Source organism: Bacteroides sp. Marseille-P8574, assembly GCF_902825465.1.
Taxonomy (GTDB): domain Bacteria; phylum Bacteroidota; class Bacteroidia; order Bacteroidales; family Bacteroidaceae; genus Bacteroides; species Bacteroides uniformis.
In genome coordinates this window covers 1-24,211 of record NZ_CADEBE010000002.1, presented here as the reverse complement: position 1 = coordinate 24,211, position 24,211 = coordinate 1, and the positions used below count along the sequence as shown (strand labels likewise).

General features: G+C 46.1%; 20 protein-coding genes. 5 read left to right on the top strand and 15 right to left on the bottom strand.

Going from position 1 to position 24,211, the window contains the following annotated elements:
- Positions 1–12 precede the first annotated feature (12 nt).
- The 6 genes from HUX74_RS12310 to HUX74_RS12285 all read right to left on the bottom strand — a co-directional run bounded on the left by HUX74_RS12310 (position 13) and on the right by HUX74_RS12285 (position 6,101).
- A complete protein-coding gene (locus HUX74_RS12310; protein WP_005829140.1) occupies positions 13–678 on the bottom strand; it encodes an RnfABCDGE type electron transport complex subunit G in 666 nt (221 codons plus the stop codon).
- Entirely contained in the window at positions 675–1,667 is a 993-nt protein-coding gene (locus tag HUX74_RS12305) for an RnfABCDGE type electron transport complex subunit D (RefSeq protein ID WP_005829143.1), read from the bottom strand. Before HUX74_RS12305 ends, HUX74_RS12310 begins: the two co-directional genes overlap by 4 nt.
- Positions 1,668–1,673: 6 nt before the next feature.
- Positions 1,674–3,011 carry an electron transport complex subunit RsxC gene (gene rsxC, locus HUX74_RS12300; RefSeq protein WP_005829145.1) on the bottom strand — a complete coding sequence of 446 codons (1,338 nt, stop codon included), beginning with the start codon at positions 3,009–3,011 and terminating at the stop codon, positions 1,674–1,676.
- 60 nt (positions 3,012–3,071) lie between these two features.
- On the bottom strand, positions 3,072–3,974 hold the full coding sequence (locus tag HUX74_RS12295) for a Fe-S cluster domain-containing protein (RefSeq protein WP_174646765.1): 903 nt from the start codon (positions 3,972–3,974) through the stop codon (positions 3,072–3,074).
- Between the two features lie 37 nt (positions 3,975–4,011).
- Complete coding sequence (locus HUX74_RS12290) at positions 4,012–4,431, bottom strand: SoxR reducing system RseC family protein (protein ID WP_008663545.1); 420 nt, start codon at positions 4,429–4,431, stop codon at positions 4,012–4,014.
- A gap of 230 nt (positions 4,432–4,661) precedes the next feature.
- Positions 4,662–6,101 carry a DUF3078 domain-containing protein gene (locus HUX74_RS12285; RefSeq protein WP_138345901.1) on the bottom strand — a complete coding sequence of 480 codons (1,440 nt, stop codon included), beginning with the start codon at positions 6,099–6,101 and terminating at the stop codon, positions 4,662–4,664.
- A gap of 271 nt (positions 6,102–6,372) precedes the next feature.
- Between HUX74_RS12285 and HUX74_RS12280 the strand changes: the two genes are divergently transcribed.
- The 5 genes from HUX74_RS12280 to HUX74_RS12260 all read left to right on the top strand — a co-directional run bounded on the left by HUX74_RS12280 (position 6,373) and on the right by HUX74_RS12260 (position 15,167).
- The gene (locus tag HUX74_RS12280) at positions 6,373–7,992 is read left to right on the top strand and encodes a CTP synthase (protein WP_117966405.1); all 1,620 of its coding nucleotides are present in this window, start codon (positions 6,373–6,375) and stop codon (positions 7,990–7,992) included.
- 31 nt (positions 7,993–8,023) lie between these two features.
- The gene (gene yidC, locus HUX74_RS12275) at positions 8,024–9,877 is read left to right on the top strand and encodes a membrane protein insertase YidC (RefSeq protein ID WP_174646764.1); all 1,854 of its coding nucleotides are present in this window, start codon (positions 8,024–8,026) and stop codon (positions 9,875–9,877) included.
- 102 nt (positions 9,878–9,979) lie between these two features.
- Positions 9,980–11,311, top strand: coding sequence for an MATE family efflux transporter (locus HUX74_RS12270; protein ID WP_119962205.1), 1,332 nt, complete (start codon positions 9,980–9,982; stop codon positions 11,309–11,311).
- A gap of 37 nt (positions 11,312–11,348) precedes the next feature.
- Positions 11,349–13,472, top strand: a complete 2,124-nt coding sequence (locus HUX74_RS12265) for a S9 family peptidase (RefSeq protein WP_117966910.1) — start codon at positions 11,349–11,351, stop codon at positions 13,470–13,472.
- Between the two features lie 201 nt (positions 13,473–13,673).
- Positions 13,674–15,167 carry a hypothetical protein gene (locus HUX74_RS12260; protein ID WP_117966913.1) on the top strand — a complete coding sequence of 498 codons (1,494 nt, stop codon included), beginning with the start codon at positions 13,674–13,676 and terminating at the stop codon, positions 15,165–15,167.
- Between the two features lie 13 nt (positions 15,168–15,180).
- Here HUX74_RS12260 and HUX74_RS12255 read toward each other — a convergent pair whose 3' ends face one another.
- From HUX74_RS12255 to HUX74_RS12215, 9 genes are all read right to left on the bottom strand, one after another.
- Positions 15,181–16,128: a glycosyltransferase family 4 protein gene (locus HUX74_RS12255; RefSeq protein ID WP_174647328.1), complete on the bottom strand. Its 948-nt coding sequence runs from the start codon at positions 16,126–16,128 to the stop codon at positions 15,181–15,183.
- Positions 16,129–16,225: 97 nt separating this feature from the next.
- The gene (locus HUX74_RS12250) at positions 16,226–17,122 is read right to left on the bottom strand and encodes an NAD(P)-dependent oxidoreductase (protein ID WP_009038498.1); all 897 of its coding nucleotides are present in this window, start codon (positions 17,120–17,122) and stop codon (positions 16,226–16,228) included.
- A 17-nt stretch (positions 17,123–17,139) separates the two neighbouring features.
- Positions 17,140–18,351: a glycosyltransferase family 4 protein gene (locus tag HUX74_RS12245; RefSeq protein ID WP_117652762.1), complete on the bottom strand. Its 1,212-nt coding sequence runs from the start codon at positions 18,349–18,351 to the stop codon at positions 17,140–17,142.
- A 7-nt stretch (positions 18,352–18,358) separates the two neighbouring features.
- The gene (gene wecB, locus HUX74_RS12240; protein WP_009038500.1) at positions 18,359–19,543 is read right to left on the bottom strand and encodes a non-hydrolyzing UDP-N-acetylglucosamine 2-epimerase; all 1,185 of its coding nucleotides are present in this window, start codon (positions 19,541–19,543) and stop codon (positions 18,359–18,361) included.
- Positions 19,544–19,568: 25 nt separating this feature from the next.
- Positions 19,569–20,717: a capsular polysaccharide biosynthesis protein CapF gene (locus tag HUX74_RS12235; RefSeq protein WP_138346204.1), complete on the bottom strand. Its 1,149-nt coding sequence runs from the start codon at positions 20,715–20,717 to the stop codon at positions 19,569–19,571.
- A gap of 45 nt (positions 20,718–20,762) precedes the next feature.
- The gene (locus HUX74_RS12230; RefSeq protein WP_117713509.1) at positions 20,763–21,836 is read right to left on the bottom strand and encodes a polysaccharide biosynthesis protein; all 1,074 of its coding nucleotides are present in this window, start codon (positions 21,834–21,836) and stop codon (positions 20,763–20,765) included.
- 48 nt (positions 21,837–21,884) lie between these two features.
- A complete protein-coding gene (locus HUX74_RS12225) occupies positions 21,885–22,907 on the bottom strand; it encodes a hypothetical protein (RefSeq protein ID WP_117713508.1) in 1,023 nt (340 codons plus the stop codon).
- Between the two features lie 7 nt (positions 22,908–22,914).
- Positions 22,915–23,508 (bottom strand): glycosyltransferase, encoded by a 594-nt coding sequence (locus HUX74_RS12220; RefSeq protein ID WP_151876456.1) that lies wholly within the window; start codon positions 23,506–23,508, stop codon positions 22,915–22,917.
- Position 23,509: 1 nt separating this feature from the next.
- Positions 23,510–24,064, bottom strand: a complete 555-nt coding sequence (locus HUX74_RS12215; RefSeq protein WP_174646763.1) for a hypothetical protein — start codon at positions 24,062–24,064, stop codon at positions 23,510–23,512.
- Between the last annotated feature and the right edge of the window lie 147 nt (positions 24,065–24,211).

The window sequence follows — 24,211 nt, the reverse complement described above, 5'->3', positions numbered from 1 at the left end:
TCTACTCCTTTCTTATTTAGCGCTGAGTGTATCCACAGCTTCGGGAGCTGCGGAATCAGCAGGTTGTTCAACATTCTTTTGAGTAGCGCCGGTAGTGCCGTCGGCAGTTTCCTGACCGGCATAGGCAGCATAAGCCGCATTCACTGCATTCAAAAAAGCACGTGAAGTGATGGTAGACGCTGTAATGGCATCTACTTTACCACCGTCCTTGCTCACTGTCAATGCCGCTTCACCCGGATTCATGCCGGTGATGTCACCTTTATTGCCTTTCTTGAACCAGTCGGCAGCTTTGGAGCCCAACCCCGGAGTTTCCACATGCGACAACAAGGAGTAGTCGATGATTTTGCCTTCGGCATCGAAACCGACCAACACTTTCAGCTCACCGCCAAAACCCATGGCAACAGCTTCCACAGCAGCTCCGATATATTCTCCGCCTTTGGTGGCAGGATATACAGAATACTGTACTCCGTTTACTTCCTGCATCTTCTTCTCGGCGATGGGGTCATTGTCGAAGCCCGGAACCACCGCACTTACGGCATCGCTCAAGGTCTTTGCATTGGCCTGCGCAATGGGCTCCTTCGTCAATTCGTTTACATAAGCCAGCAACGCTACGGAGATTGCGGTAACGCCCGTAAGTACCAGCAACATATTCTTCAAGGATGATTCTAACTTTTTCATTTCTTCTTCGCTACCTCCCCAAAGCGTTTAGGTTTAACATAGGTGTTGATGAGCGGAGTGAACGCATTCATAATCAGAATGGCAAATGACATACCCTCCGGATATGCACCGAACAGACGGATGATGACAGTCAGCAGGCCGATGCAAACACCATAAATCAGCATACCTTTGTGGCTCATCGGAGAAGTCACGTAGTCCGTAGCCATAAAGACAGCACCCAGCATCAGACCACCGGACAACAACTGTACGACCGGGGATACATAAAGTTCCGGATTGACCAGATACATGATACCGGAGAACACGAATACCGTCACCAGAATAGATACCGGAATGTGCCAGGTGATGATTTTCTTCCACAACATGTAGAACAAACCAAGCAGCAGCGCCAAGGCACTCACCTCACCGAGACATCCTCCATTATTACCTATCAGAAGGTCGAAAGCTCCCGGAAGGTCGCTCAGGGACATGCCCGGAGCACCATTGATGACACCTTTCATAATAGCCAGCGGCGTAGCAGCCGTCGTGGCATCCGTATAGGCTGTCAACTGGCCTACAGCCGGCCATGTCGTCATCTGCACGGGGAATGAAAGCAACAGGAACACACGTCCTGCCAGTGCAGGGTTAAAGGGATTGCAACCCAAACCTCCGAAGGACATCTTGCCTACCCCGATGGCAAACAAGGCGCCGAGGATGATTATCCAGATGGGCAGGTTGGAAGGCAGGTTAAAGGCCAGCAACACACCGGTAATGATGGCAGAGCCGTCGGTGATGGTTGTGGTCTCTTTTTTCATGAGGAATTTGCCGATGGCCCATTCAAAGAACAAGCAGGCTGCTACGGAAGTGGCCGTAACAATCAGCGCACCCAGTCCGAAAAAGTAAAGCGAAACGAGGAATGCCGGAATCAATGCGATAAGCACACCGTACATATTCTTCTTCACGCTGTCACCGCCGTGAACGTGGGGCGAAAGGGATACGATTAATTTATTCATACTTCGTTATTTTTTAGCTTGACGTGCACGGATCATCGCTCCTACCTTACCCTTACCCAAGCGGATATAATCCAGCATCGGACGGTTGGAAGGACAAGTGAACTGGCATGAACCGCATTCTATACACGACATAATGTCTTCTTTCTCTACTCTTTCAAAATCTCCGTGGGCCGAAACGGTAGCCAGCAGATACGGCTCCAACCCCATCGGGCAGGCTCCCACGCACTTGGCACAACGGATACAAGGCTGTACCTCGCCGCGCTTGGCTTCCTTCTCGTTCATAATCAGAATACCGGAGCTGCCTTTGGCAGTCGGTACATCCGTATTCACCAGAGCTTTACCCATCATCGGGCCACCGCCGATAATCTTGCCCGTATCTTCGGGCAGGCCGCCGCAAGCTTCAATCAGCTGCTTCATCGGCGTACCGATACGTGCCAGGAAATTGGACGGCTTTGCCAGCGACTTGCCCGTCACGGTAATGACACGCTCAAACAGAGGTTTGTTCTTCTGTACGGCCTGGTAAACGGCAAATGCGGTACCCACATTCTGCACCACAGCTCCCGTGGAGATAGGCAGCGCACCGGCTGCAACCTGGCGACTGATGACAGCATCAATCAACTGCTTTTCACCACCCTGCGGATATTGTACCTTCAAGGGTACCACCTCGATACCTGCATAGCTGGAAGCGACTTTCGTCATCAGCTGGATGGCATCGGGCTTATTGTTCTCAATGCCGATGAATGCCTTGTTCACCTTTACCGCCTTCATCAAAATGGATACACCTACCATAATTTCTTCCGCATGTTCCAGCATCAGCTGATGGTCGGCAGTCAGATACGGTTCGCACTCTACGGCGTTGATGATGACACACTCTGCCTTGAATGCAGGAGGAGGGCACAACTTGACCTGCGTAGGAAAGCATGCACCACCCAGACCTACAATACCGGCATCGGCGATTTTCTTCACGATTTCCTCGGAAGTCAGACTGCATTCCTTCACCAACGTTTCGGAACGGTCAATGGATTCTTCCCATTCATCCCCTTCTACGTCAATGAATATAGCAGGCTTGGCGTAACCGCTGGCATCGACAATCGTGTCAATCTTAGCGACTTTCCCGCTGACAGACGAATGAATGGCTGCTGATACAAAACCGCCGGGCTCGGCAATCTTTGTACCCACTTTCACAACATCACCTTTGGCAACGATAGGCTTGGCAGGAGCACCGATGTGCTGTCCCAGCAAGATAGCGGCCTTGGCCGGAATCTCTGCCTTGATGATAGGCTGATGTGCTGAAAGTTTATTTTCGTGTGGATGGACTCCACCAATTGAAAATGTCTTCAACATACAATTCTGTATTTTTAGTCGTTTATTTACTTTATTAATTCATACCTCAACTTGGGAAGTCTAAACCTCTGCTTTGGGAGTCTCAACCTCAGCTTTAGGAGCTGCAACCTTTACTTGGGGAGCTGCATCGTCAGCCTTCGGTTTGCGCGGCGGGAAGTTGAGGGCAATGATTGTGTTTTGCGGACAAGCTTCCTCGCACTTGCGACAGGATTTACACTTATTGGGGTCAACGTAAGCCAGATTGTTTTCCAGCGTGATAGCCTCGAACGGACAAACCTTCACACACTTGCCACAACCGATACATGCCACGGTACAAGCCTTGCGTGCTACGGCCCCCTTGTCCTTGTTTACACACTGTACGTAAACACGACGTGATTTCTTGCCTTGAGGACGGATTTCAATAATAGATTTCGGACAAGCCTTGGCACAAGCTCCACAAGCCGTACACTTTTCCTCATCCACTTCGGGAAGTCCGGTCTCCGGATTCATGTGGATAGCATCGAACTGGCAGGCAGCCACACAGTCGCCGCATCCCAGACAGCCATAACTGCAACCCGTTTCACCACCATAGAGAGAAGCCGCAATGGCACAACTCTTGGCGCCATCGTATTGGTTCACACGAGAACGGTTGGCACAAGTTCCATTACATCTCACCACCGCAACCATAGGTTCGGCAGCAGCGGCATCCAAGCCCAAAATCTCGGCAATCTTTGTCATGACGGGCTGTCCACCCACCGGACAAAGTTTACCATCCAGCGAACCTGCCTTTACGCAAGCATCTGCAAATCCGCTACAACCGGGGTAACCACATCCACCGCAATTTGCCTGGGGAAGCACCTCTGCTACCTGGGCAATCCGCGGATCTTCATACACGGCGAATTTCTTGGAAGCCACGTAAAGAATAGCGGCCGATACCAGCGCTATAACTCCCAATGAAATCACTGCAATCAGAATTACATTCATAAATTAGTTGTTTATTAATTATTTGTTTTATTATTAGTTAGTTCATCGGTCGTACGGAGAATGAGAACTTCTTACCCATCCGCGACTTGTTCAGCCACAATATATAATAATAAGGTACAAGAAGTGCTAGCGAACAAAGCGCGGAACGCAGCTCGTCATTCCAGATAGCCATAAAGACAAATAGTGAGATTATCAGAATAAGGAAAGGAAATATAAAGGCAAACAGAACTGCCATCACTCCCATTGAAAGTTCGCCCGTCACCCATACACGGTCACCGGGCTGGTAGGATGCGGCATTGGCATCGGCCACATCGACAAGTTTCTCTTTCGTATCCGCAGAGGTACAATGTCCCTTGACACTACACGAAGCGCACGCTGAAGTCTGGATGATTCTCACTTGGAGATGAGAACCGTTTATGTTTTCCACAATACCTTGATGTTTTATAGTATTCGCCATTTTGCAAAGTGTGCATTACAAATCGCGGCAAATTTACGCATTATTTGTGAACTGCAAACCTTTCCTATGCATTTTCTGTGTTCGTAAACGTGCTTTTTCTATGTTTTTATGTTTTTTCACCTGCCACAGACTACAAAAAGACAAAAAACAGACGGTCTGTCAAGGGAAAACAGACCGTCTGACTAACCAAAACAGATAATCTGTTCACTCCGAACAGACCATTTGTTTATTTACCATTTATAATTGATACCGAAACTGAGTAATTCTTTTACCTGGAAATAGCTGTCCCCTTCCGTCGGCTTGGCACTGTCGTCATAGCGGGCGTGCACATAAAGCTTGGTGGAAAGATAGCGGTTCAGCACAAAGTTCACCGTGTTTTCCCATTCGATACGTGTCCACTCATAACTGGTCTGGAAGTCTAGGCGAGAATCCAGCGTAATGGAAGGAATGATGGTCCACGAAAGTGTAGGCTGTATCTGCGAACCGAAGTTATGCTTCACGCACTTGCCCTCCTCAAGACCGAAACTCACTTCATTCACCCCCTTATTCCCTACATAACGCAGCATGTACGTCAGCGGAGCTATGAAAACGGACAAGCTGAATTTCTGCTTCTTCAACTTGTAGTCCATACCGATACTGCTCGACCAATCTGCCGGAGCAAAGAAAGCGGAAACCAGCTCTTCACTGTTGGCCTTGTAGCCATTGCAGAACTGGGTCTTAAACTCAGTCGTGATGGTATAATACCACTTGGATGCAGCCTGAATACCCAGTTTACTGTACAGCCGGAGTTGGTCGGTACTTACCAGATAATTATGAAACTCGTCGGAAGGTGCCGAGCTGAAGCCTAGCTTGGCATCGAGCAGATTTTCCCACTGCACCTTCTCACGGTCATTATAGTTGGCAAACAATTGCAGGTTGGCAAGCACGGCGTTAGTGCTCTCGCCTCCCTTGTACCAGTTGTCGGAGATATAGTTCTGTGTAATCTGCAACGAACCGTTTCCACCGGTCACCCACCAGTTGGGCTTGTGGATAATTACGTCGGCTTCCTCCTTCACTCCCACCATATTCTCTTGTGCAAACAGTTTCACGACGGACGGTTTGGAAGAAACTTCCTTCTCTATATTATCCTTGAATATCTTCCCTTTCATCACCTCCTTCTCGGTCATTACAACCAGATTGGGACAATCTACATACGTGTTCAGCAGCGTACGGTCCACCAGCTTGTTGGCGCGGTCCTTCGAGGTGAAAGTCAGTGTGTCGAACGGCAGCATCTCGCGCGTCATGGCAGGCACCGTATCGGGCATCTGGAAATGCCAGTCCACCTTGGAAAGGCGTCTCATGGGAGCATAATAATAGGTAAGGGGGAGGAACAACCTATAGTAGTTCGGATCGGAAGGTATATAACGTTCCGGGGTCGTGGGGTCATTCAGATAATCCAGCACTCCGAAATACCTTTCATATAATATGGAAACAGTATCCAGCTTGTACCCCGTACCTTCCGGTTTCAATTTCAGAATCATGTATTCTTTCATTATATCCGGCAAGGTGTCGGCTTTGGCAGTTGTTTCCTGTCCACTGTTCTTCGAGGCGGTATCCAGCGTATTCTGTGCCATCACCGACGAAGAGATCATCGTAGCAATTAACCAAAATGCAATGTGTCTATTCTTCATAATGCCCTTAAGTCTATGTTTCGAGCGCAAATTTAGCTTAAAATGTTTAGAAAACATAGAAAAGCCATGAAGAAAAAGGCTAGAGAGAGTTTCTTCGATGAAATCGTATTTTTTAATAATTGTTTCACAGAAACTTTCTCTACTTCCTCTTTTTTTTATAATTTTGCGCTTTTTAAGTTCCACGTGTATTGACGGGAGCAGTATGCACCCTGAACGACAAGCCGTATAGGCTCTTGGAATTAGATTAAACAATTAATAAAATAATATAGTTGTGGGAGAAACAAAGTATATTTTCGTCACCGGTGGTGTTGCCTCTTCACTAGGTAAAGGTATCATCTCATCCTCCATCGGTAAATTGCTGCAAGCAAGAGGTTACAAGGTAACCATCCAGAAGTTTGACCCGTATATCAACATCGACCCGGGTACACTGAACCCTTATGAACACGGCGAATGCTACGTAACCGTGGATGGCCATGAAGCCGATCTCGACTTGGGTCATTACGAACGCTTCCTGGGCATCCAGACCACCAAGGCCAACAATATCACGACCGGACGCATCTACAAAAGTGTCATCGACAAAGAGCGCCGGGGTGACTATCTGGGAAAAACAATCCAGGTTATTCCCCATATTACAGACGAAATCAAGCGTAATGTAAAACTGTTGGGAAACAAATACAAATTCGATTTTGTTATTACCGAGATTGGCGGTACAGTGGGCGACATCGAGTCTCTGCCCTATCTGGAAAGCATCCGTCAGCTGAAGTGGGAATTGGGAAAAGACGCCTTGTGCGTGCACCTTACTTATGTCCCCTACCTGGCAGCTGCCGGTGAACTGAAGACCAAGCCCACCCAGCACTCCGTAAAGGAACTGCAAAGTGTGGGAATTCAACCGGATGTACTAGTGCTGCGTACCGAGCACGAACTCAGCAACAACCTGCGCAAGAAGGTGGCCCTCTTCTGCAACGTAGACGAGAATGCCGTAGTGCAGAGCATTGATGCGCCTACCATCTACGAGGTGCCCATCCTGATGCAGTCCCAAGGGCTGGACGCCACCATTCTGAAGAAGATGGGGCTTCCCGTGGGCGACACTCCGGGGCTGGGACCGTGGCGTGCTTTCCTCGAACGCCGTCACAAAGCCGAAGAGACTGCCCCGCTGCACATCGCATTGGTGGGCAAATATGACTTGCAGGATGCCTACAAGTCCATCCGCGAGGCCCTTTCACAAGCAGGAACCTACAACGACCGCAAGGTATCGGTAGACTTCGTGAACAGTGAAAAGCTAACGGACGAGAATGTGGCAGAAGCCCTGAAAGGCATGGCAGGCGTACTTATCGGTCCGGGCTTCGGCGAACGCGGCGTTGCCGGCAAGTTCGTAGCCATCAAATATGCGCGTACACACAACATCCCCACCTTCGGTATCTGTCTGGGTATGCAGTGCATCGCCATTGAATTTGCCCGTAATGTACTGGGTTACGCCGATGCCAACTCACGTGAGATGGATGAAAAGACACCGCACAATGTTATCGACATCATGGAAGAGCAGAAATCCATCACCAATATGGGTGGGACCATGCGTCTGGGTGCCTATGAATGTGTTCTGCAGAAAGACAGCAAGGCATACGAGGCATACGGTACCGAGCATATCCAGGAGCGTCACCGCCACCGCTATGAATTCAACAACAGCTTCAAGGAGGCCTACGAAGCAGCAGGCATGAAGTGTGTGGGTATAAACCCCGAATCGGATCTGGTAGAAATTGTCGAAATACCCGCATTGAAGTGGTTTGTCGGTACCCAGTTCCATCCCGAATACAGCAGTACGGTATTGCATCCGCACCCGCTGTTCGTAGCATTCGTGAAGGCCGCCATCGAAAATGAAAACGAAAAGAAATAATTTGTAATTAGTAATCTGTAATCAACAAAGAATGGATAAAAATACCATCACAGGTCTTGTTCTGATAGCGATATTGTTAGTAGGTTTCAGCTTTCTGAGCCGTCCCAGCCAGGAGCAGTTGGAAGCACAGCAACGTTACTACGACTCCATAGCCCAGGTGCAACAGCGCGAAGCCGACTTGAAAGCCAAGGCGGAAGCAGCCCTGGCCAACGAAAGCGGAGCGGAAACAAGCGTTGACTCCACTGCCCTCTTCTTCGACGCCCGTCAAGGAACCAACTCGCAAGTAACCATCCAGAACAACCTGGCAGAAATAACCGTAGATACAAAAGGCGGACGCATAGCTTCGGCCACGCTGAAGGAATACATGGGACAAGACAAAACGACTCCCGTCACACTGTTCAGCGGCAACGACGCTTCCATGAATTTCCTCTTTTACAACAAGAAAGAGACTATCCAGACGGAAGACTATTATTTCACCGCAGTAAACCGTACGGACAGTACCGTCACCATGCGTTTGTCGGCAGACAGCAACAGCTATATCGACTTTACATATCGCATGCACAATGACACATACCTGATAGACTTTACTATCCAGGCTGTCAATATGGAAGGCAAGCTGGTGGCTACCAACAATTATGTGGACATCGAGTGGTCTCAGCGTGCCCGTCAAATAGAGAAGGGTTACACCTACGAGAACCGTCTGGCTGAACTGACTTACAAAATCACCGGAGAGGGTACCGATTATCTGTCTGCCAACAAGAACGATGAAAAGGAAGTTCCAGAACGCCTGGACTGGATTGCTTTCAAGAACCAGTTCTTCTCTTCAGTATTTTTGGCAGATGCCGACTTTGAAAAGACCAAGCTGAGTTCCAAGATGGAGACTCAAGGCAGCGGCTACATCAAGGACTATTCTGCAGAGATGAGCACGAAGTTCGATCCTACCGGCAAGGAACCTACCCAGCTGTTCTTCTACTTCGGCCCCAATCACTACAAGACTCTGACCGCACTCGACAAGGGACGTGACGAGAAGTGGGAGCTGAACCGTCTGGTCTATCTGGGCTGGCCGCTCATCCGCTGGATAAACAAATGGTTCACCATCAACATCTTCGACTGGTTGTCCAGTTGGGGTTTGAGCATGGGTATCGTACTGTTGTTCATGACGCTGATTGTAAAGGCAGTGGTATTCCCGGCTACATGGAAGACCTACATGTCTTCTGCCAAGATGCGCGTACTGAAACCGAAAATCGACGAGATAAACAAGAAGTACCCCAAGCAGGAAGATGCCATGAAGAAGCAGCAGGAAGTGATGGGCCTCTACAGCCAGTACGGAGTCAGCCCGATGGGCGGATGTCTGCCGATGCTGATACAGTTCCCTATCCTGATGGCCTTGTTCATGTTCGTGCCGAGTGCCATTGAACTCCGCCAACAGAGCTTCTTGTGGGCAGATGACCTTTCCACTTATGATGCATTCATCAACTTCCCGTTCCATATCCCGTTCCTGGGCAGCCACCTCAGCTTGTTCTGCCTGCTGATGACGGTTACCAACATATTGAACACGAAGTACATGATGCAGCAGCAGGATACGGGTGCCAATCCGCAGATGGCTGCCATGAAGTGGATGTCATACCTGATGCCTATCATGTTCCTCTTCATATTGAACGATTATCCTTCGGGATTGAACTATTACTACTTCATCTCTACGTTAATCAGTGTGGTAACAACGCTCATCATGCGCAAGACAACCAATGAGGAAGCCCTTCTTGCCCAGTTGGAAGCCAACAAGAAAGACCCGAAGAAGATGAAGAAAACCGGTTTCGCCGCCCGTCTGGAAGCCATGCAGAAACAGCAGGAACAGATGATGAAAGAGAGACAGAACAAAAAGTAGTAAGACTACCGTTCAAGATATTCTTTTGCAGAAAGCCGGACAATGACATTTGCCCGGCTTTCTTATCCTTACGCCAATGAAAAAACTCACAGACTCTAAATTATGCAGACTAAATACACCTACAAACAGATCTGGCTTATAGCCTACCCCATCCTAATCAGTCTCCTTATGGAGCAACTGATAGGTATGACGGACACTGCCTTCCTCGGGCGTGTGGGCGAAGTCGAACTGGGAGCATCTGCCATCGCCGGTGTCTTCTACATGGTCATCTTCATGGTTGCCTTCGGTTTCAGCATCGGGGCACAGATACTCATTGCCCGGCGTAACGGCGAACAGCAGTATAAGGAAATCGGTGACTTGTTCTATCAGGGCATCTATTTCCAAGTCGGAATGGCGGCAGTCATGTTCCTGCTATCCTATTGTTTCTCACCGATTATCCTGAAACGCATCGTCGCTTCGGAACATATCTACGAAGCAGCCACCAGCTACCTGCATTGGCGTGTATTCGGTGCCTTCTTCTCGTTCAGCGCAGTCATGTTCCGTGCCTTTTTCTTGGGAACCACCCAAACCAAGACACTGACACTGAACTCCATCGTCATGGTGTTGAGCAATGTCGTATTCAACTATATCCTGATTTTCGGTAAATTCGGTTTCCCGGCGCTCGGCATTGCCGGAGCCGCCATCGGCTCCTCACTGGCCGAGCTGGTTTCGCTGTTATTCTTCATCCTCTATACCCGCAGCCGCATCGACTGCCGCAAGTACGGGCTGGACCGTATTCCTAAGTTCCGGCTGGACGTATTGAAACGGATGCTGAACGTCTCTTTCTGGACCATGATACAGAATTTCTTCTCCCTCTCCACCTGGTTCCTTTTCTTCCTTTATGTGGAGCATCTGGGAGAGCGCTCGCTGGCAGTGACCAACATTGTCCGCAACGTGTCCGGCATACTGTTCATGGTACTCATGGCATTTGCCTCTACCTGCGGGTCACTGGTCAGCAATCTCATCGGTGCAGGCCACTCCGATTGCGTGGCAGGCACCATCCGGCAGCACGTACGCATAGCCTACGTCTTCGTACTTCCGCTGGCATTGCTTTTCGCGGTGTTCCCCAAGCTGATTCTGGGAATTTATACCGACATACCCGACCTGCAGGACGCTGCCGTACATTCGCTCTGGGTGATGTGCTCCACCTATCTGTTCCTGGTTCCTGCCAATGTCTATTTCCAGGCAGTTTCCGGAACCGGCAACACGCGTACGGCATGGGGGTTGGAGATGGCTACGCTGGTCATCTACACAGCCTATATCACCTACATTATTCTGATTCTGCAACTCGACGTGGCCATCTGCTGGACCTCGGAAATGGTTTATTCCAGCTTTATTCTCATTTTCTGCTGGCTATATATCAAACGTGGAAATTGGCAAGGAAGGAAAATTTAGTATCTTTGCATTGAAATAACCGAAACAAAAAACATATATGAAACAAGTAAATCTACTACTTATGTCAGCAGCCATGACATTGGCCTCTTGCGGAGGCACAAAAGATGCCGGACAGCAGCAGGACGCAGCAACGCTCATCCAGCGGTCGGACATCAAGATTGAAGGAAAGCGTATGACACCCGAGGCACTCTGGGCGATGGGACGCATCGGCAGTGTGGCCGTATCCCCCGACGAAAAGCAGATTGCCTACACGGTATCTTATTACAGCGTGCCCCAGAACAAGAGTAACAGCGAAGTCTTCGTCATGAATGCCGACGGTAGTGACAATACCCAGATAACGCATGACGCCTGGCAAGAAGGACAGCCCACGTGGTTTAAGGACGGCAAGAAGCTTGCCTTCCTTTGCAACGAAAGCGGCAGCAGCCAGGTATGGGAAATGAATCCCGACGGCAGCGGACGCAAGCAGCTGACCCAATACGAGGGAGACATCGAAGGGTTCTCTTTCTCGCCCGACGGCAAGAAACTCCTTTTCATTGCCCAGGTAAAGACCGTAAAGAGTACGGCAGACAAACATCCGGACCTTCCTAAAGCCACCGGCATTATCGTTACCGACCTGATGTACAAGCATTGGGACGAATGGGTGACTACTGCTCCCCATCCGTTTGTTGCTGATTTCGACGGCAATGCCATCAGCAATGTCACCGATATTCTTGAGGGAGAGCCATACGAAAGCCCGATGAAGCCCTGGGGCGGTATCGAGCAGCTGGCATGGAGCCCGTCTTCTGATAAAGTGGCCTATACATGCCGTAAGAAAACCGGACTGGCGTATGCCATTTCCACCAACTCCGACATTTATATCTACGACCTTGCCTCCAAGGAAACCAAAAACATCACGGAAGAAAACAAGGGATATGATACGAATCCCCAATACTCTCCCGACGGCAAATACATCGCCTGGCAGAGCATGGAGCGTGACGGCTACGAAGCCGACTTGAACCGCTTGTTTATCATGAACCTCGAGACCGGTGAGAAACGTTTTGTAAGCAAAGCTTTCGAATCGAACGTGGACGCCTTCTTGTGGAACAAAGATTCCCAGAGCATCTACTTCATCGGTGTATGGCATGGCGAGACACAGATTTACAACATCGACCTTGCCGGAAACGACAAGCTTACCCAGCTCACCGACGGCATGCACGACTATGCTTCACTCGCCCTTTGCGGAGACAAGATTATCGCCAAACGCCACTCCATGAGCATGGGCGACGAAATCTATGCCGTAAACAGTGCACGCAACGGCGACGCTTTTGCAGAAGCAGTGCAACTGACCACAGAAAACAAGCAGATTTACGACCAGCTGGAAATGGGTAAAGTGGAAGCCCGCTGGATGAAGACCACCGACGGCAAGCAGATGCTGACCTGGGTAATTTATCCTCCACAATTCGACCCCAACAAGAAGTACCCCACCCTCCTCTTCTGTGAAGGCGGTCCTCAGAGTCCCGTCAGCCAGTTCTGGAGCTACCGTTGGAATTTCCAGATTATGGCGGCAAACGACTATATCATCGTAGCTCCCAACCGTCGTGGTCTTCCGGGCTTCGGTGTAGAGTGGAACGAAGCCATCAGCGGTGATTATGGCGGCCAGTGCATGAAGGACTACTTCACTGCCATTGACGAAATGGCCAAGGAACCTTTCGTCGACAAAGACCGCCTGGGTTGCGTAGGCGCCAGCTTCGGAGGCTTCTCCGTATATTGGCTTGCCGGACACCATGACAAACGCTTCAAGGCATTCATCGCACACGACGGTATCTTCAACATGGAAATGCAATATCTGGAAACGGAAGAGAAATGGTTTGCCAACTGGGATATGGGCGGCGCTTATTGGGAAAAGAACAACGCTACGGCACAACGCACTTTTGCCAACTCCCCGCATCTCTTCGTCGACAAATGGGACACCCCTATCCTCTGCATCCACGGAGAGAAGGACTTCCGCATCCTTGCCAACCAGGCAATGGCCGCCTTCGATGCAGCCGTGATGCGTGGCGTTCCTGCCGAACTGCTTATCTATCCGGACGAAAACCACTGGGTATTGAAACCTCAGAATGGCGTGCTGTGGCAACGTACCTTCTTTGAATGGCTGGACAAATGGCTGAAACCTGCTAAGTAAAGCCCCTCAAAAACAATAAAAACAAATAATCCCGGATTCTTGACAAAGAGTCTGGGATTATTTGTTTTTATTGTACACCGCCCGATTCATTTTTTATGACTATAATTTGGGCAGTTCAAATAAAGTCAATACATTTGTTTTATGCATAAGTTAAAAACGATGCAGACAAATTGTATAACTATGATTAACAACACATAAACAATGAACGAAAACTGGCCGGAAATTGTAGAAACACTGTTGCCCTACTTTGGAGTAAATTCTGCAGAAGGTGACTACCAACGGGAAATAGAAATCTGTCTGAAATTCCTTGGATGGAAGAAAACCAATGAAACGATGAGATCCCAATTGACTCTACCTATAGGAAACAACAGCTCCATACGGCCCGACATCGTCCTCTGGAAAAAGAATGCAAATGGGGTGCCTACTCCCGTACTTCCCATTGAAATAAAACGTCCATCCAATATACGGAACGAAAGGCAAGAAAACCAACTGATGTCTTATATGCGCCAACTCAAACTCAATGTCGGACTATACATAGGAGAAAAGATCGAACTATATTACGATGTTCCCAATGATGGAGAAAGTCCCGTTTGTGTATTTACCGTAGAGATTCAAAAGGAAGATGCCAATGGTTCCACTATTTGCGACCTGCTCACCTACGATACATTCAGTTTAAAAGACGTAGAGGCATTCTGCTACGAACAATATCAAAGGATACAAGCACGCAATAATCTGCACAGACAATTTACCGAGTTCTTGTCTCCCGATAATGGTGTAAAGAACATGCTTTCATTGCTTAAAGAGAAATTCATGAAAGCCGGTTCTGAAGAATCCGCCATCAATGAAGAGATTGCCAATGTCGTGCTCACGGTTCATTACGAGAAGAACAACGCAGTTGCTTCATTATCAGTCAGGAATCCTCAGATACCTCAGCCTTTACCGATCGGTAACCAGACAAAAGACTCTAAAGACCACACCAAATATTCCTTTGACGGGATCAATTTCCATGTAAAAAGGCGCTTCGTACTGGAAGTGATAAAACATTACATAGAAGCTCATCCCAACATCAGATACAAAGAACTGGAAAAGGTATTCCCACCTAGTCTGCACAGTAGGGCACTGGGGGTGGTACGTAGTCTGGAAGAAGTTCGGGAAAAATTGAGACTTCATCCTGATCTAAAGAAGCGCTATTTTCTAAAGGAGGAAGAAATCATCCCATTAGCGGACGGCACGAGAATTGTCGTCAACAATCAATGGGGGACATTATTCCCGAAATTCCTTGCTGCAGTCCAAAAGCTATATACCATTACGGATGATGCCGTACATCATACAGAAAACGCACAGCAAGTCAAAGTTTTGGAAGTAAACAAAAAAAACTCTAGAGAAAATAATACTCCAGTATACCAGTTAAAGATTACTTTTGAAAACGGAAAAGTGATTCAGGAAAAAAAAGCGGCCGAAACCCTTCGCCAATTTATAATGACAGTAGGCATAAAGAAAGTATCTGCCTTAGGTATTAAACAGTGTAATGTTCCATTGGTTTCAAACATACTCGACTCCAAATACGGAAGTGACCAAAAACCAATAGGGAATGGCTGGTATCTGATGAGCCGTAATAACACACATTCCAAGAAACGTGATATCGAGCGTATTGCCAAAGCTTTGGGTATTCAGGTGACCGTGGAAATTGTATAATGGAGACAGTAATTCAAGAGACATGTCTTGAAAAATACTTTTTCATGAAGAGTACGTATATTGCGCTCAACAGTAAGATACACCCTATCAAGAAGATATAGCCATACCGTTGACAATAAATATATCCTACTATTATAAGAGTCTGTATTGTCATATAGGCCAGAGAGACTATGACATGAGGAATCTTCAGTTCATTCGCCATAATCTGATACAGATGCTTGCGATGCGGTAGCCCGATATTCTCATGAAGCATCAGGCGGTGAATGATAGTCAGTACACTATCCACACCATAAACGGATAAAAGGACTATCCAGCTGAAATCTTCCGTTTCAATGATGAGCCTGCCTATCAGGAAAAGAAGGATGAAGGCAATGCTCACCGACCCCACATCACCCGCAAAGCATTTGGCTTTCTTACGAAAATTGAAGAAACAGAAAACTAGAACGGAACAGATAACGGTATAGATGAAATCCGCTTCTACAAAACTCACGACCTCCTTATCGACATAAGCCAACGCAGCAAGAATAACCAGAGAATAACCACCGGTTATGCCGTTAATGCCATCCATAAAGTTGTAGGCATTGATGATGCCCGTACAGACTATCAAGGCTATGACTATCCACCACCAAGACAAGGAGAACAGTCCCCACTGATAAAACATCAAGGCCATGGCAGAGAAATGAAAAAGCAGCCTTGTCATCTGTCCGGTGGATTTCATATCGTCCACGAAGCTGATGAACGTCACCAGTGTCAAGGCAAGCAGGAACCAGGGATATTCAAAGCCACTCGTCAGGAAATAGGCAAACGCCCCGAAATAGAAAATAATCCCACCACCGCGTAAAGTCACTTTCGTATGGGAACTCCGCTCATTGGGCTTGTCGATGATATTGTACCTATCAGCCACTCTAAAATAAAAAAGTTCTGCCAAAAACAGCAGAACCAAAACCATTAAATAATACATCATCCGTTTTTGATTATCCAGTAAAACCAGAGCTGAATACATGTAAATCCTAAAGATACAATACCCAGCCCTATCAATAAGACACCTAAATATACATTCATTCTATATTGAAGTTTTCCAACACATTGGTCGGCTTCCATCCCAATTCACGTATCGCCTTTTCATTACTGAAAGTCAAGGATTTCGTAATCTTATCTAACTTCAAGGAATTGATTGGAGCTTTCCTTCCCAAGCAATCACCTGCCAAAGCCATGCATTTAGCCACCCAGTACGGTATTGATAAAGGCAATTTCTTATCCAGTTGCCTGCAAATAGTAGTCTCAAGTTCTCTGAAAGTCGGGTGATGACTGTCACATACATTGTAGATGCCTCCCTTTTCTGCCAACAGAGGAACTAATTTTGCAATATCCTGCACCATCAATACACTCTTTCGTGCCTGACTGCCAGCAATACTGAGGTATTTCCCACTGCGGATACCATAAATCATAGCCCCCAGATTTCCCGGAGGGTTGGGACCGGCAATCAAGGAAGGACGGATTATGCCTAAAATGACATTATGTTCGTAACACCACTTTTGCAGATATTCCTCCGCAAGACGCTTACTCATGGCGTATGGTGTGTCTCCATTCAAAGGATGGTCTTCCGTAATATTCTCGCCATAAGCACAACCGTAAACTGCCACCGTGGAAATAAAAATAAATACTCTCGGTACTCCAACTTTTTCCAATGCAGCACAGAGATTCTTTGTACCCTGTAAATTCACATCAAAAAACATCTGTTTCTCGGCTTCACTTCTGGGCACAGAATGGGCTTTTCCTGCAGCATGGAGTATAATATCATACCGTTCATGTAATTCAGGAATCTCATTGGCTATATTTACAGTATAGTCATTCTGCGATAGCAGTCCTACAGTTGCAACAGTATACATTCTATCCAAAAGGGAACGTATGCCATTACCCAAAAAACCTGAGGCTCCGGTAAATAAAAGCTTCATAAAATGAATAGGTTATCTTAGCTCAACAGTCTATAATACTTTTCCAGTATCCGTTCTTTTGCAAAAACAGTATCCGCCACCGTTTTCGCATTGTTTTGCATTGCGGACAGACATGTCCTATTAGAATAGATATGCTCTATCATACGGGCCAGCATTTTAGGATTATCCGGCTCTACAACCCAGCCCAACGAATATTCTTCAATGCATAAAGCAATCTCCGACTGTCTGTCACCGATAAATAGCATAGGCTTGCCGCTTGCCATTATATTATATGATTTGGAAGGAACCCCCAAACCGTACATCCCATCAGATAAAGTCACAATGCCAATATCACAAGCATTCAAGAAATCATTCTGATTCGCACGATCCTGGAAACCCAACAAGGATACATTCTTATGTGTCCCTTTTTTCATATATGACACTATGTCACCAGCCTTGGCACCATCACCTATGAATAGGAAATGAATGTTATCATTTTTAATGAGTCCTATAGCTTCCAGCAGATTATCTATACCTTGGGCATAGCCCAAATTCCCTGCAAACTGAAATACAAATCTGTCCTGCAACCTCAAGGATGAACAAATCCGGGTACCTGCTTTATCCATAGGAAAGACCACTCCATTCTCAGCCCAAATAGGTATAAAACAGATTTTGGAAGCATCCCCTATTTTTTTTTTCAACACCTCACTCATATCCCTGCCTATCGAAATACAAAGTACAGCTTTAGAATAAGCGGCATCAAATACCCTTTTCAGACTTTTGTAAATGAAGGAGGAAGAAGACAGACGCTTTATGGCCACCAAATTTTCAGGAAATATATCATGTACGAGAATCTTATATGAAACGCCTTTTATCCATGCAACAAGTGGCATCATCAGTATTAGAAAAGCAGGATTGGTTACCACCAGGACCTCATCTCCATTCCTTACCAGCTTTAGTATTTTGCCGAACAGCAACAAACTGGACAACGACAACCTAAGAGTTCTTTTTACGAAGTTGTTCTTATCAATATTGGGTACATATACCCTATGAACCTTTACTCCATTGCGTGATTCCTCATTCAAGCGTGACCGCTTTTCGCCATTATTATATACAGACCCAGTACATAACACATGCACGTCCATAGCTCTAGCTGCCAGATATTCGGCTATTTCAGTCATGTAATATCCCGTAGAAGTTTTTACTGGATAATATATTTCAGAAACAACCCACACTCTTTTAGAAGACATTGCGTTTTCAGAATTTTCTCCAAACCATCTTGTTCACCACCCCCGTATAGCTCTGAATTATCTTCACGACCTTGGCCGATACATTCTCATCCGTATAATTGGGCACCGGCAGACCGTGATCCCCATTCCTATTCATCTCCACGGCAGTATCTACAGCCTGAAGCAAGGATTTGCCATCAATGCCGGCAAGGACAAAGATACCCTTGTCAAGAGCCTCGGGACGCTCCGTACTGGTACGGATGCATACAGCAGGGAAAGGATGCCCCACAGAAGTGAAGAAACTGCTCTCCTCAGGCAGGGTACCGCTGTCACTCACAACGGCATAGGCGTTCATCTGCAGGCAGTTGTAGTCGTGGAAACCGAGAGGTTCATGCTGAATCACACGTCTGTCAAGTGCAAAGCCGCTTGATTCCAGACGTTTCCTGCTACGAGGATGACAACTGTAAAGTATGGGCATGTCATATTTCTCGGCCATAGCGTTAACCGCGCTGAAAAGAGACAGGAAGTTCTTCTCCGTGTCAATGTTCTCTTCCCGATGCGCGGAAAGCAGGATGTATTTACCTTTCTGGAGATGCAATCTCTGATGAATATCGCTGGACTCTATTTCGGATAAATTCTCATGCAGGACTTCCGCCATGGGCGAACCGGTTACGTATGTACGTTCTTTCGCCACGCCCGAAGCGTTCAGGTATCTGCGGGCATGCTCCGAATAGCAGAGGTTCACATCGGAAATGACGTCCACAATACGGCGGTTGGTCTCCTCAGGCAGGCACTCGTCAAAGCAGCGGTTGCCTGCCTCCATATGGAAGATGGGGATATGCAGACGTTTCGCACCTATCACGCTCAGGCAGGAGTTCGTGTCTCCCAACACCAGCACGGCATCAGGTTTCACCTGCACCATCAGCTTGTAGCCGGCGTTGATAATATTCCCCATCGTGGCACCGAGGTCATCGCCGACGGCATCCATATACACATCGGGGTCTTTCAGCTTCAGGTCACGGAAGAAGACACCGTTCAGGTTATAGTCGTAATTCTGGCCGGTGTGGGCCAGAAGACAGTCAAAATAACTGCGGCATTTGTTGATGACAGCCGCCAGGCGGATGATTTCCGGACGGGTGCCCACTATAATCAGAAGTTTCAGTCTGCCGTTCTCCTGAAACCTGACTTGCGAATAATCCAATTTTATATCCATCTGTTCCTATATTCTTTAACTCGTTTCAGACTTTTTCAAAATAAGTGTCCGGACGTGCCGGGTCGAAACACTCGTTGCACCACATGAAAGTCACCAGGTCTTCCGTTTCCGAAAGGTTGACAATGTTGTGCGTATAGCCGGGAATCATCTCCACGACCTCCATCCTCCCGCCGCTTACCTCGAAGCTGACAACCTCCTCCGTACCTATCTTGCGGAGCTGTATCAGACCGTGTCCGCTCACCACCACAAACTTCTCGTTCTTGGTATGGTGCCAGTGCTGGCCTTTCGTAACGCCCGGCTTGGAGATGTTCACCGAGAACTGCCCGCAGTCGGAAGTACGGATAATCTCTGTAAAACTGCCGCGGTCGTCCACATTCATCTTCAGGGGATAGCTGAACCGTTCTTCAGGCAGGTATGAGAGGTATGTGGAATAGAGTTTCTTTGTAAAGGCATCGCTCAAATCCGGGACGGACAAGGTACCGGGCATTTGCCTGAAAGACCTTATCAGTTCCACAATGCCGCCCAAGGTAATGGTATGTACTACGGGTACTTCGCAATAATCCCCGTTGCGGTGTTCCATGCCGCTCAGGGCAGAGATAAGCTCGTCCACCACATCGTCTATGTAAACCAGATGCATCACCACCGAAGGGTCGTTCACCCGGATGGGCAAGTCATGGGCGATGTTGTTGCAGAAAGTGGCCACCGCGCTGTTATAGTTGGGGCGGCACCATTTGCCGAAAACATTCGGGAAGCGGTACACCAGTACCTTTGCACCCGTTTCCCTGGAGTACTCGAACAACAGTTGCTCCCCTGCCCGTTTCGATTCACCGTAAGGGTTGTCGAGTGCGGCCTGCGTGGAAGAGGAAATCATTACCGGACAGGTATTGCCGTACTTCTTCAATGTATCAAGCAGCGTGGAGGCGAAGCCGAAGTTCCCTTTCATAAACTCAGACGCATCCTTGGGACGGTTCACGCCTGCCAGATTGAAGACAAAGTCAGCTTGTCTGCAATAGACATCCAGTTCGGCAGGGTCACTGTCCATGTCATACTCGTAAATAGTAAGTTCCTCACCTGCAATGCCGTAATTACGGGCTTTCCCGTCACGGATGTTGTGCAGCTGGGATACAAGGTTCCGGCCGACAAACCCTCGGGCGCCGGTCACTAAGATTTTCATAAACTAATGGGATTGGATAGGATGGAAAAGTTAACAATGGCTATACTATTCACTCTTGATTTCCGCGCTCTTCGCCTTTTCCTCCATTCCGAGGTCTTCGCGGATGAAGCGGAGTTTCAAAAGAAGCTTTTTCATGCCCTCCACATCCAGGCGGGCGGTGTTATGGCTGTGATAGTCCTCTATACGGGCAATATCCTCATTGCCTTCCGTGAAGAACTTGTCATAGTTCAGGTCACGGGTGTCGCAGGGGATGCGGTAGTAGTCGCCCATGTCGACAGCCTTTGCCATCTCTTCGCGGGTTACCAGTGTCTCATACAGTTTCTCGCCGTGGCGCGTGCCGATGGTCTTCACCTCCGTCTCACCGTATTTCGGATCAACCTGCGCGTATGTTTCCTTCAAGGCCTGCGCCAGTACATCCAAGGTGGCGGCAGGAGCCTTCTGCACGAACAGGTCACCGTTATGCCCGTGCTCAAACGCATAGATTACCAGATCCACGGCATCGTCCAGCGTCATCATGAAGCGGGTCATGTTGGGGTCTGTTACCGTAATGGGCCTGCCGTTCTTTATCTGCTCCACCCACAAGGGAATTACAGAACCGCGGCTTGCCATCACATTGCCGTAACGGGTACAGCAGATGGTCGTACCGGCTTCCTCACCCAACGCACGGCCCTTGGCTATGGCAACCTTCTCCATCATGGCCTTGCTGATACCCATGGCATTGATGGGATAGGCGGCCTTGTCGGTAGAAAGCACCACCACATTCTCTACACCATGCGCTATGGCGGATTCCAGTACATTATCCGTACCGATCACATTGGTCTGCACAGCCTGCAACGGAAAGAACTCGCAGCTGGGAACCTGCTTCAAAGCAGCGGCAGAAAACACATAATCCACTCCCATCATTGCACCGTCCACAGACTGACGGTCACGCACATTACCTATGTAGAACTTTACCTTGGGATTTTGCAGGTGATGACGCATGTCATCCTGCTTTTTCTCGTCACGACTAAAGATGCGGATTTCCTTGATGTCTGAATCAAGAAAACGACGTAATACGGCATTACCGAAGGAACCGGTGCCTCCGGTTATAAGGAGGACTTTGTCTTTGAATATGGACATAATTATTTATATGATTATTCTCAAAAATGAAAGATTACACATTCTCACTTATACATTGTTATAATATCCCATCTGCAAACGTGAAATAATAGCCTCTGCAAAATGCTCGGTGTCCGTTACAATACGCATAGAATTATCTATCATTTTTTTATCATATCCTTCAAAACCAAAAACAGTAGAAACAAATGGAATACCTTCTTCTATAAGAGAAAATAATTTCAATTTTACCCCTCCTCCAATAATATCTGGATTAACATAAAGAGCACCTTCCACACAAGGGAACCCCTCCATTACCCAAAAGCCATGTCCGAATATTTTCCGAGAAGGATTATTATACATTTCTGTTCTTCTCCCCCATAAATGAAATTCAATCTCAGAAATAGATTGTTGTATTTTAGGTAACACCTTATTAACAAACCAATCTATAGATTTTTTTTTATGCGTATCAATACCACCAAACCATATTAGTTTAGAAATACTCTTTGGTTGTTCCAAAGAAATATTTGGAAGTTTAGGTCTAAAAGGCCATACGGTACAATCTGAAAAACGGCCAGTTATTAGCTGATAAAAGTTCAAGTCCTCTTGACTTATAAAAATTTTGTAAGCCAAAGAATCATTTATTATTTCTTTTTCCAACTTTGTAGCAGCATCTAATAAATAATCAAATTTCCAATCAACTTTTAAAGCCAAAAGTTTTTTTCGACTTAAGATTCGACTATATAAATTGTGAAACCTTACCTTTATCACTTTACTAGGGAATAAATATCTTAAAGCCCTATAAAAAAGGACTTCATCACAATATATGTTCTCAATATCATATTTTCTCAAAAAAGAGAGTTTAGAAACTGGTAACTCTGTAGAAAGTCTATTGTGAATAACATTACCAATCCTATACAAACTATAAAGAGGCGAATAAGGTAAACAAATCACATTTTTCTGTCGTAATATAGTATTTGTATGGTAAACTACAATATCATCTTCTTTAACTGACAACATATTAAGGACCTCCCTTACTGCAATTCCATAGCCATTTTGCGATTCTGGGAATTCAGGAAATATATATAAATCCATATACTAATTATGAAATATTTTTAAATAATTTAAGCCATTTACTTCCAACTGATTCCAAGGAATAGTACAAAGAAGAAGAAAAACCTGCATGGCTCATTTTCATTAGTTCTTCCTTATTATCCATAAGCCATATTAACCTATCAGCATATTTCTTTTTGTCAAAAGGAGTTATTACAAATCCGTTAATACCATCTTTTATTATATCTTGAAGTGCCTCAAAACTAGCAAATGCTATAGGAACAACTCCATACGTCAAAGCCTCAATCAGAACCATAGGAAATCCTTCATAAGAAGATGTTAAGCAAAAAATAGATGCATGTTTATAATAAATAGTTGGATCACAAAAATCACACCAAATAATGTTATTTAAATTACGTTTATCAGCATACGCTTTTGCTCTATTATTGTCACCTCCCCCTACAATTCGTAAAGACCAATCCTTTTTAACAGAAGAAACTATTTCCCATATATCCAATAAGTAATCTATCTTTTTTTGAGAAAAATCTAAGCGACCAACATAAAGGACCTCCTTTGATTTGGATTCAAACAATCCTTGATTAATAAAAGATGCAGGATTAGGAATACAGCCTATTTTACTCATACTAATATTTTTGAAAAAAAACAGCTTCATTCAAATAAGAAGGTGAAAGGAATAAAGTACATTCTGATTTCTTGAAAAGATATTGAAAATGTTTTGAATATTTCAAATAGTATAACTTTAAAAGCAAAAACTGAAAAAAAACATTAGAAAATATTTTTTGAAACAACAATGGATATGAATGTACTATTGCATAATTCTTTATAGGAGATAAAAGAGAATTATGAATTACGGATATTATCTTAACTGGAATCTTATCAAGATGTAAAGTAAAAATAAATTTTGAAAATAAAGGTGATAATCCATTCTGATTGATTATTATAGATATGCGTTTATTGAAAATCAAGTTTTCAGCATATCTAAGATTTTCAACAGACATTAAATCTTCAGAATTAGGAAGAAAATAGTGACAATCGGAACACATACCCATCTTTTCAAAAGAAAGAAAAAACACCCTATACCCATTATCTTTAAAATATGTAGCTAATACATCTGTCACCCTCTCTACGCCACCGTTAGTCGAAATAATAGGTTTATAATACCAAAACAAAATACTCATTACAATTTGAATTTATAATGAAACACATTAGAATATAAGAATACAACTAACATAAATAAAACTATCAAAGAGAGTAACGCCGTTGATTTACTTAAATTATAATAGAAAACACCAAACATTACAATATCACAAGAATAAATGTAAAAA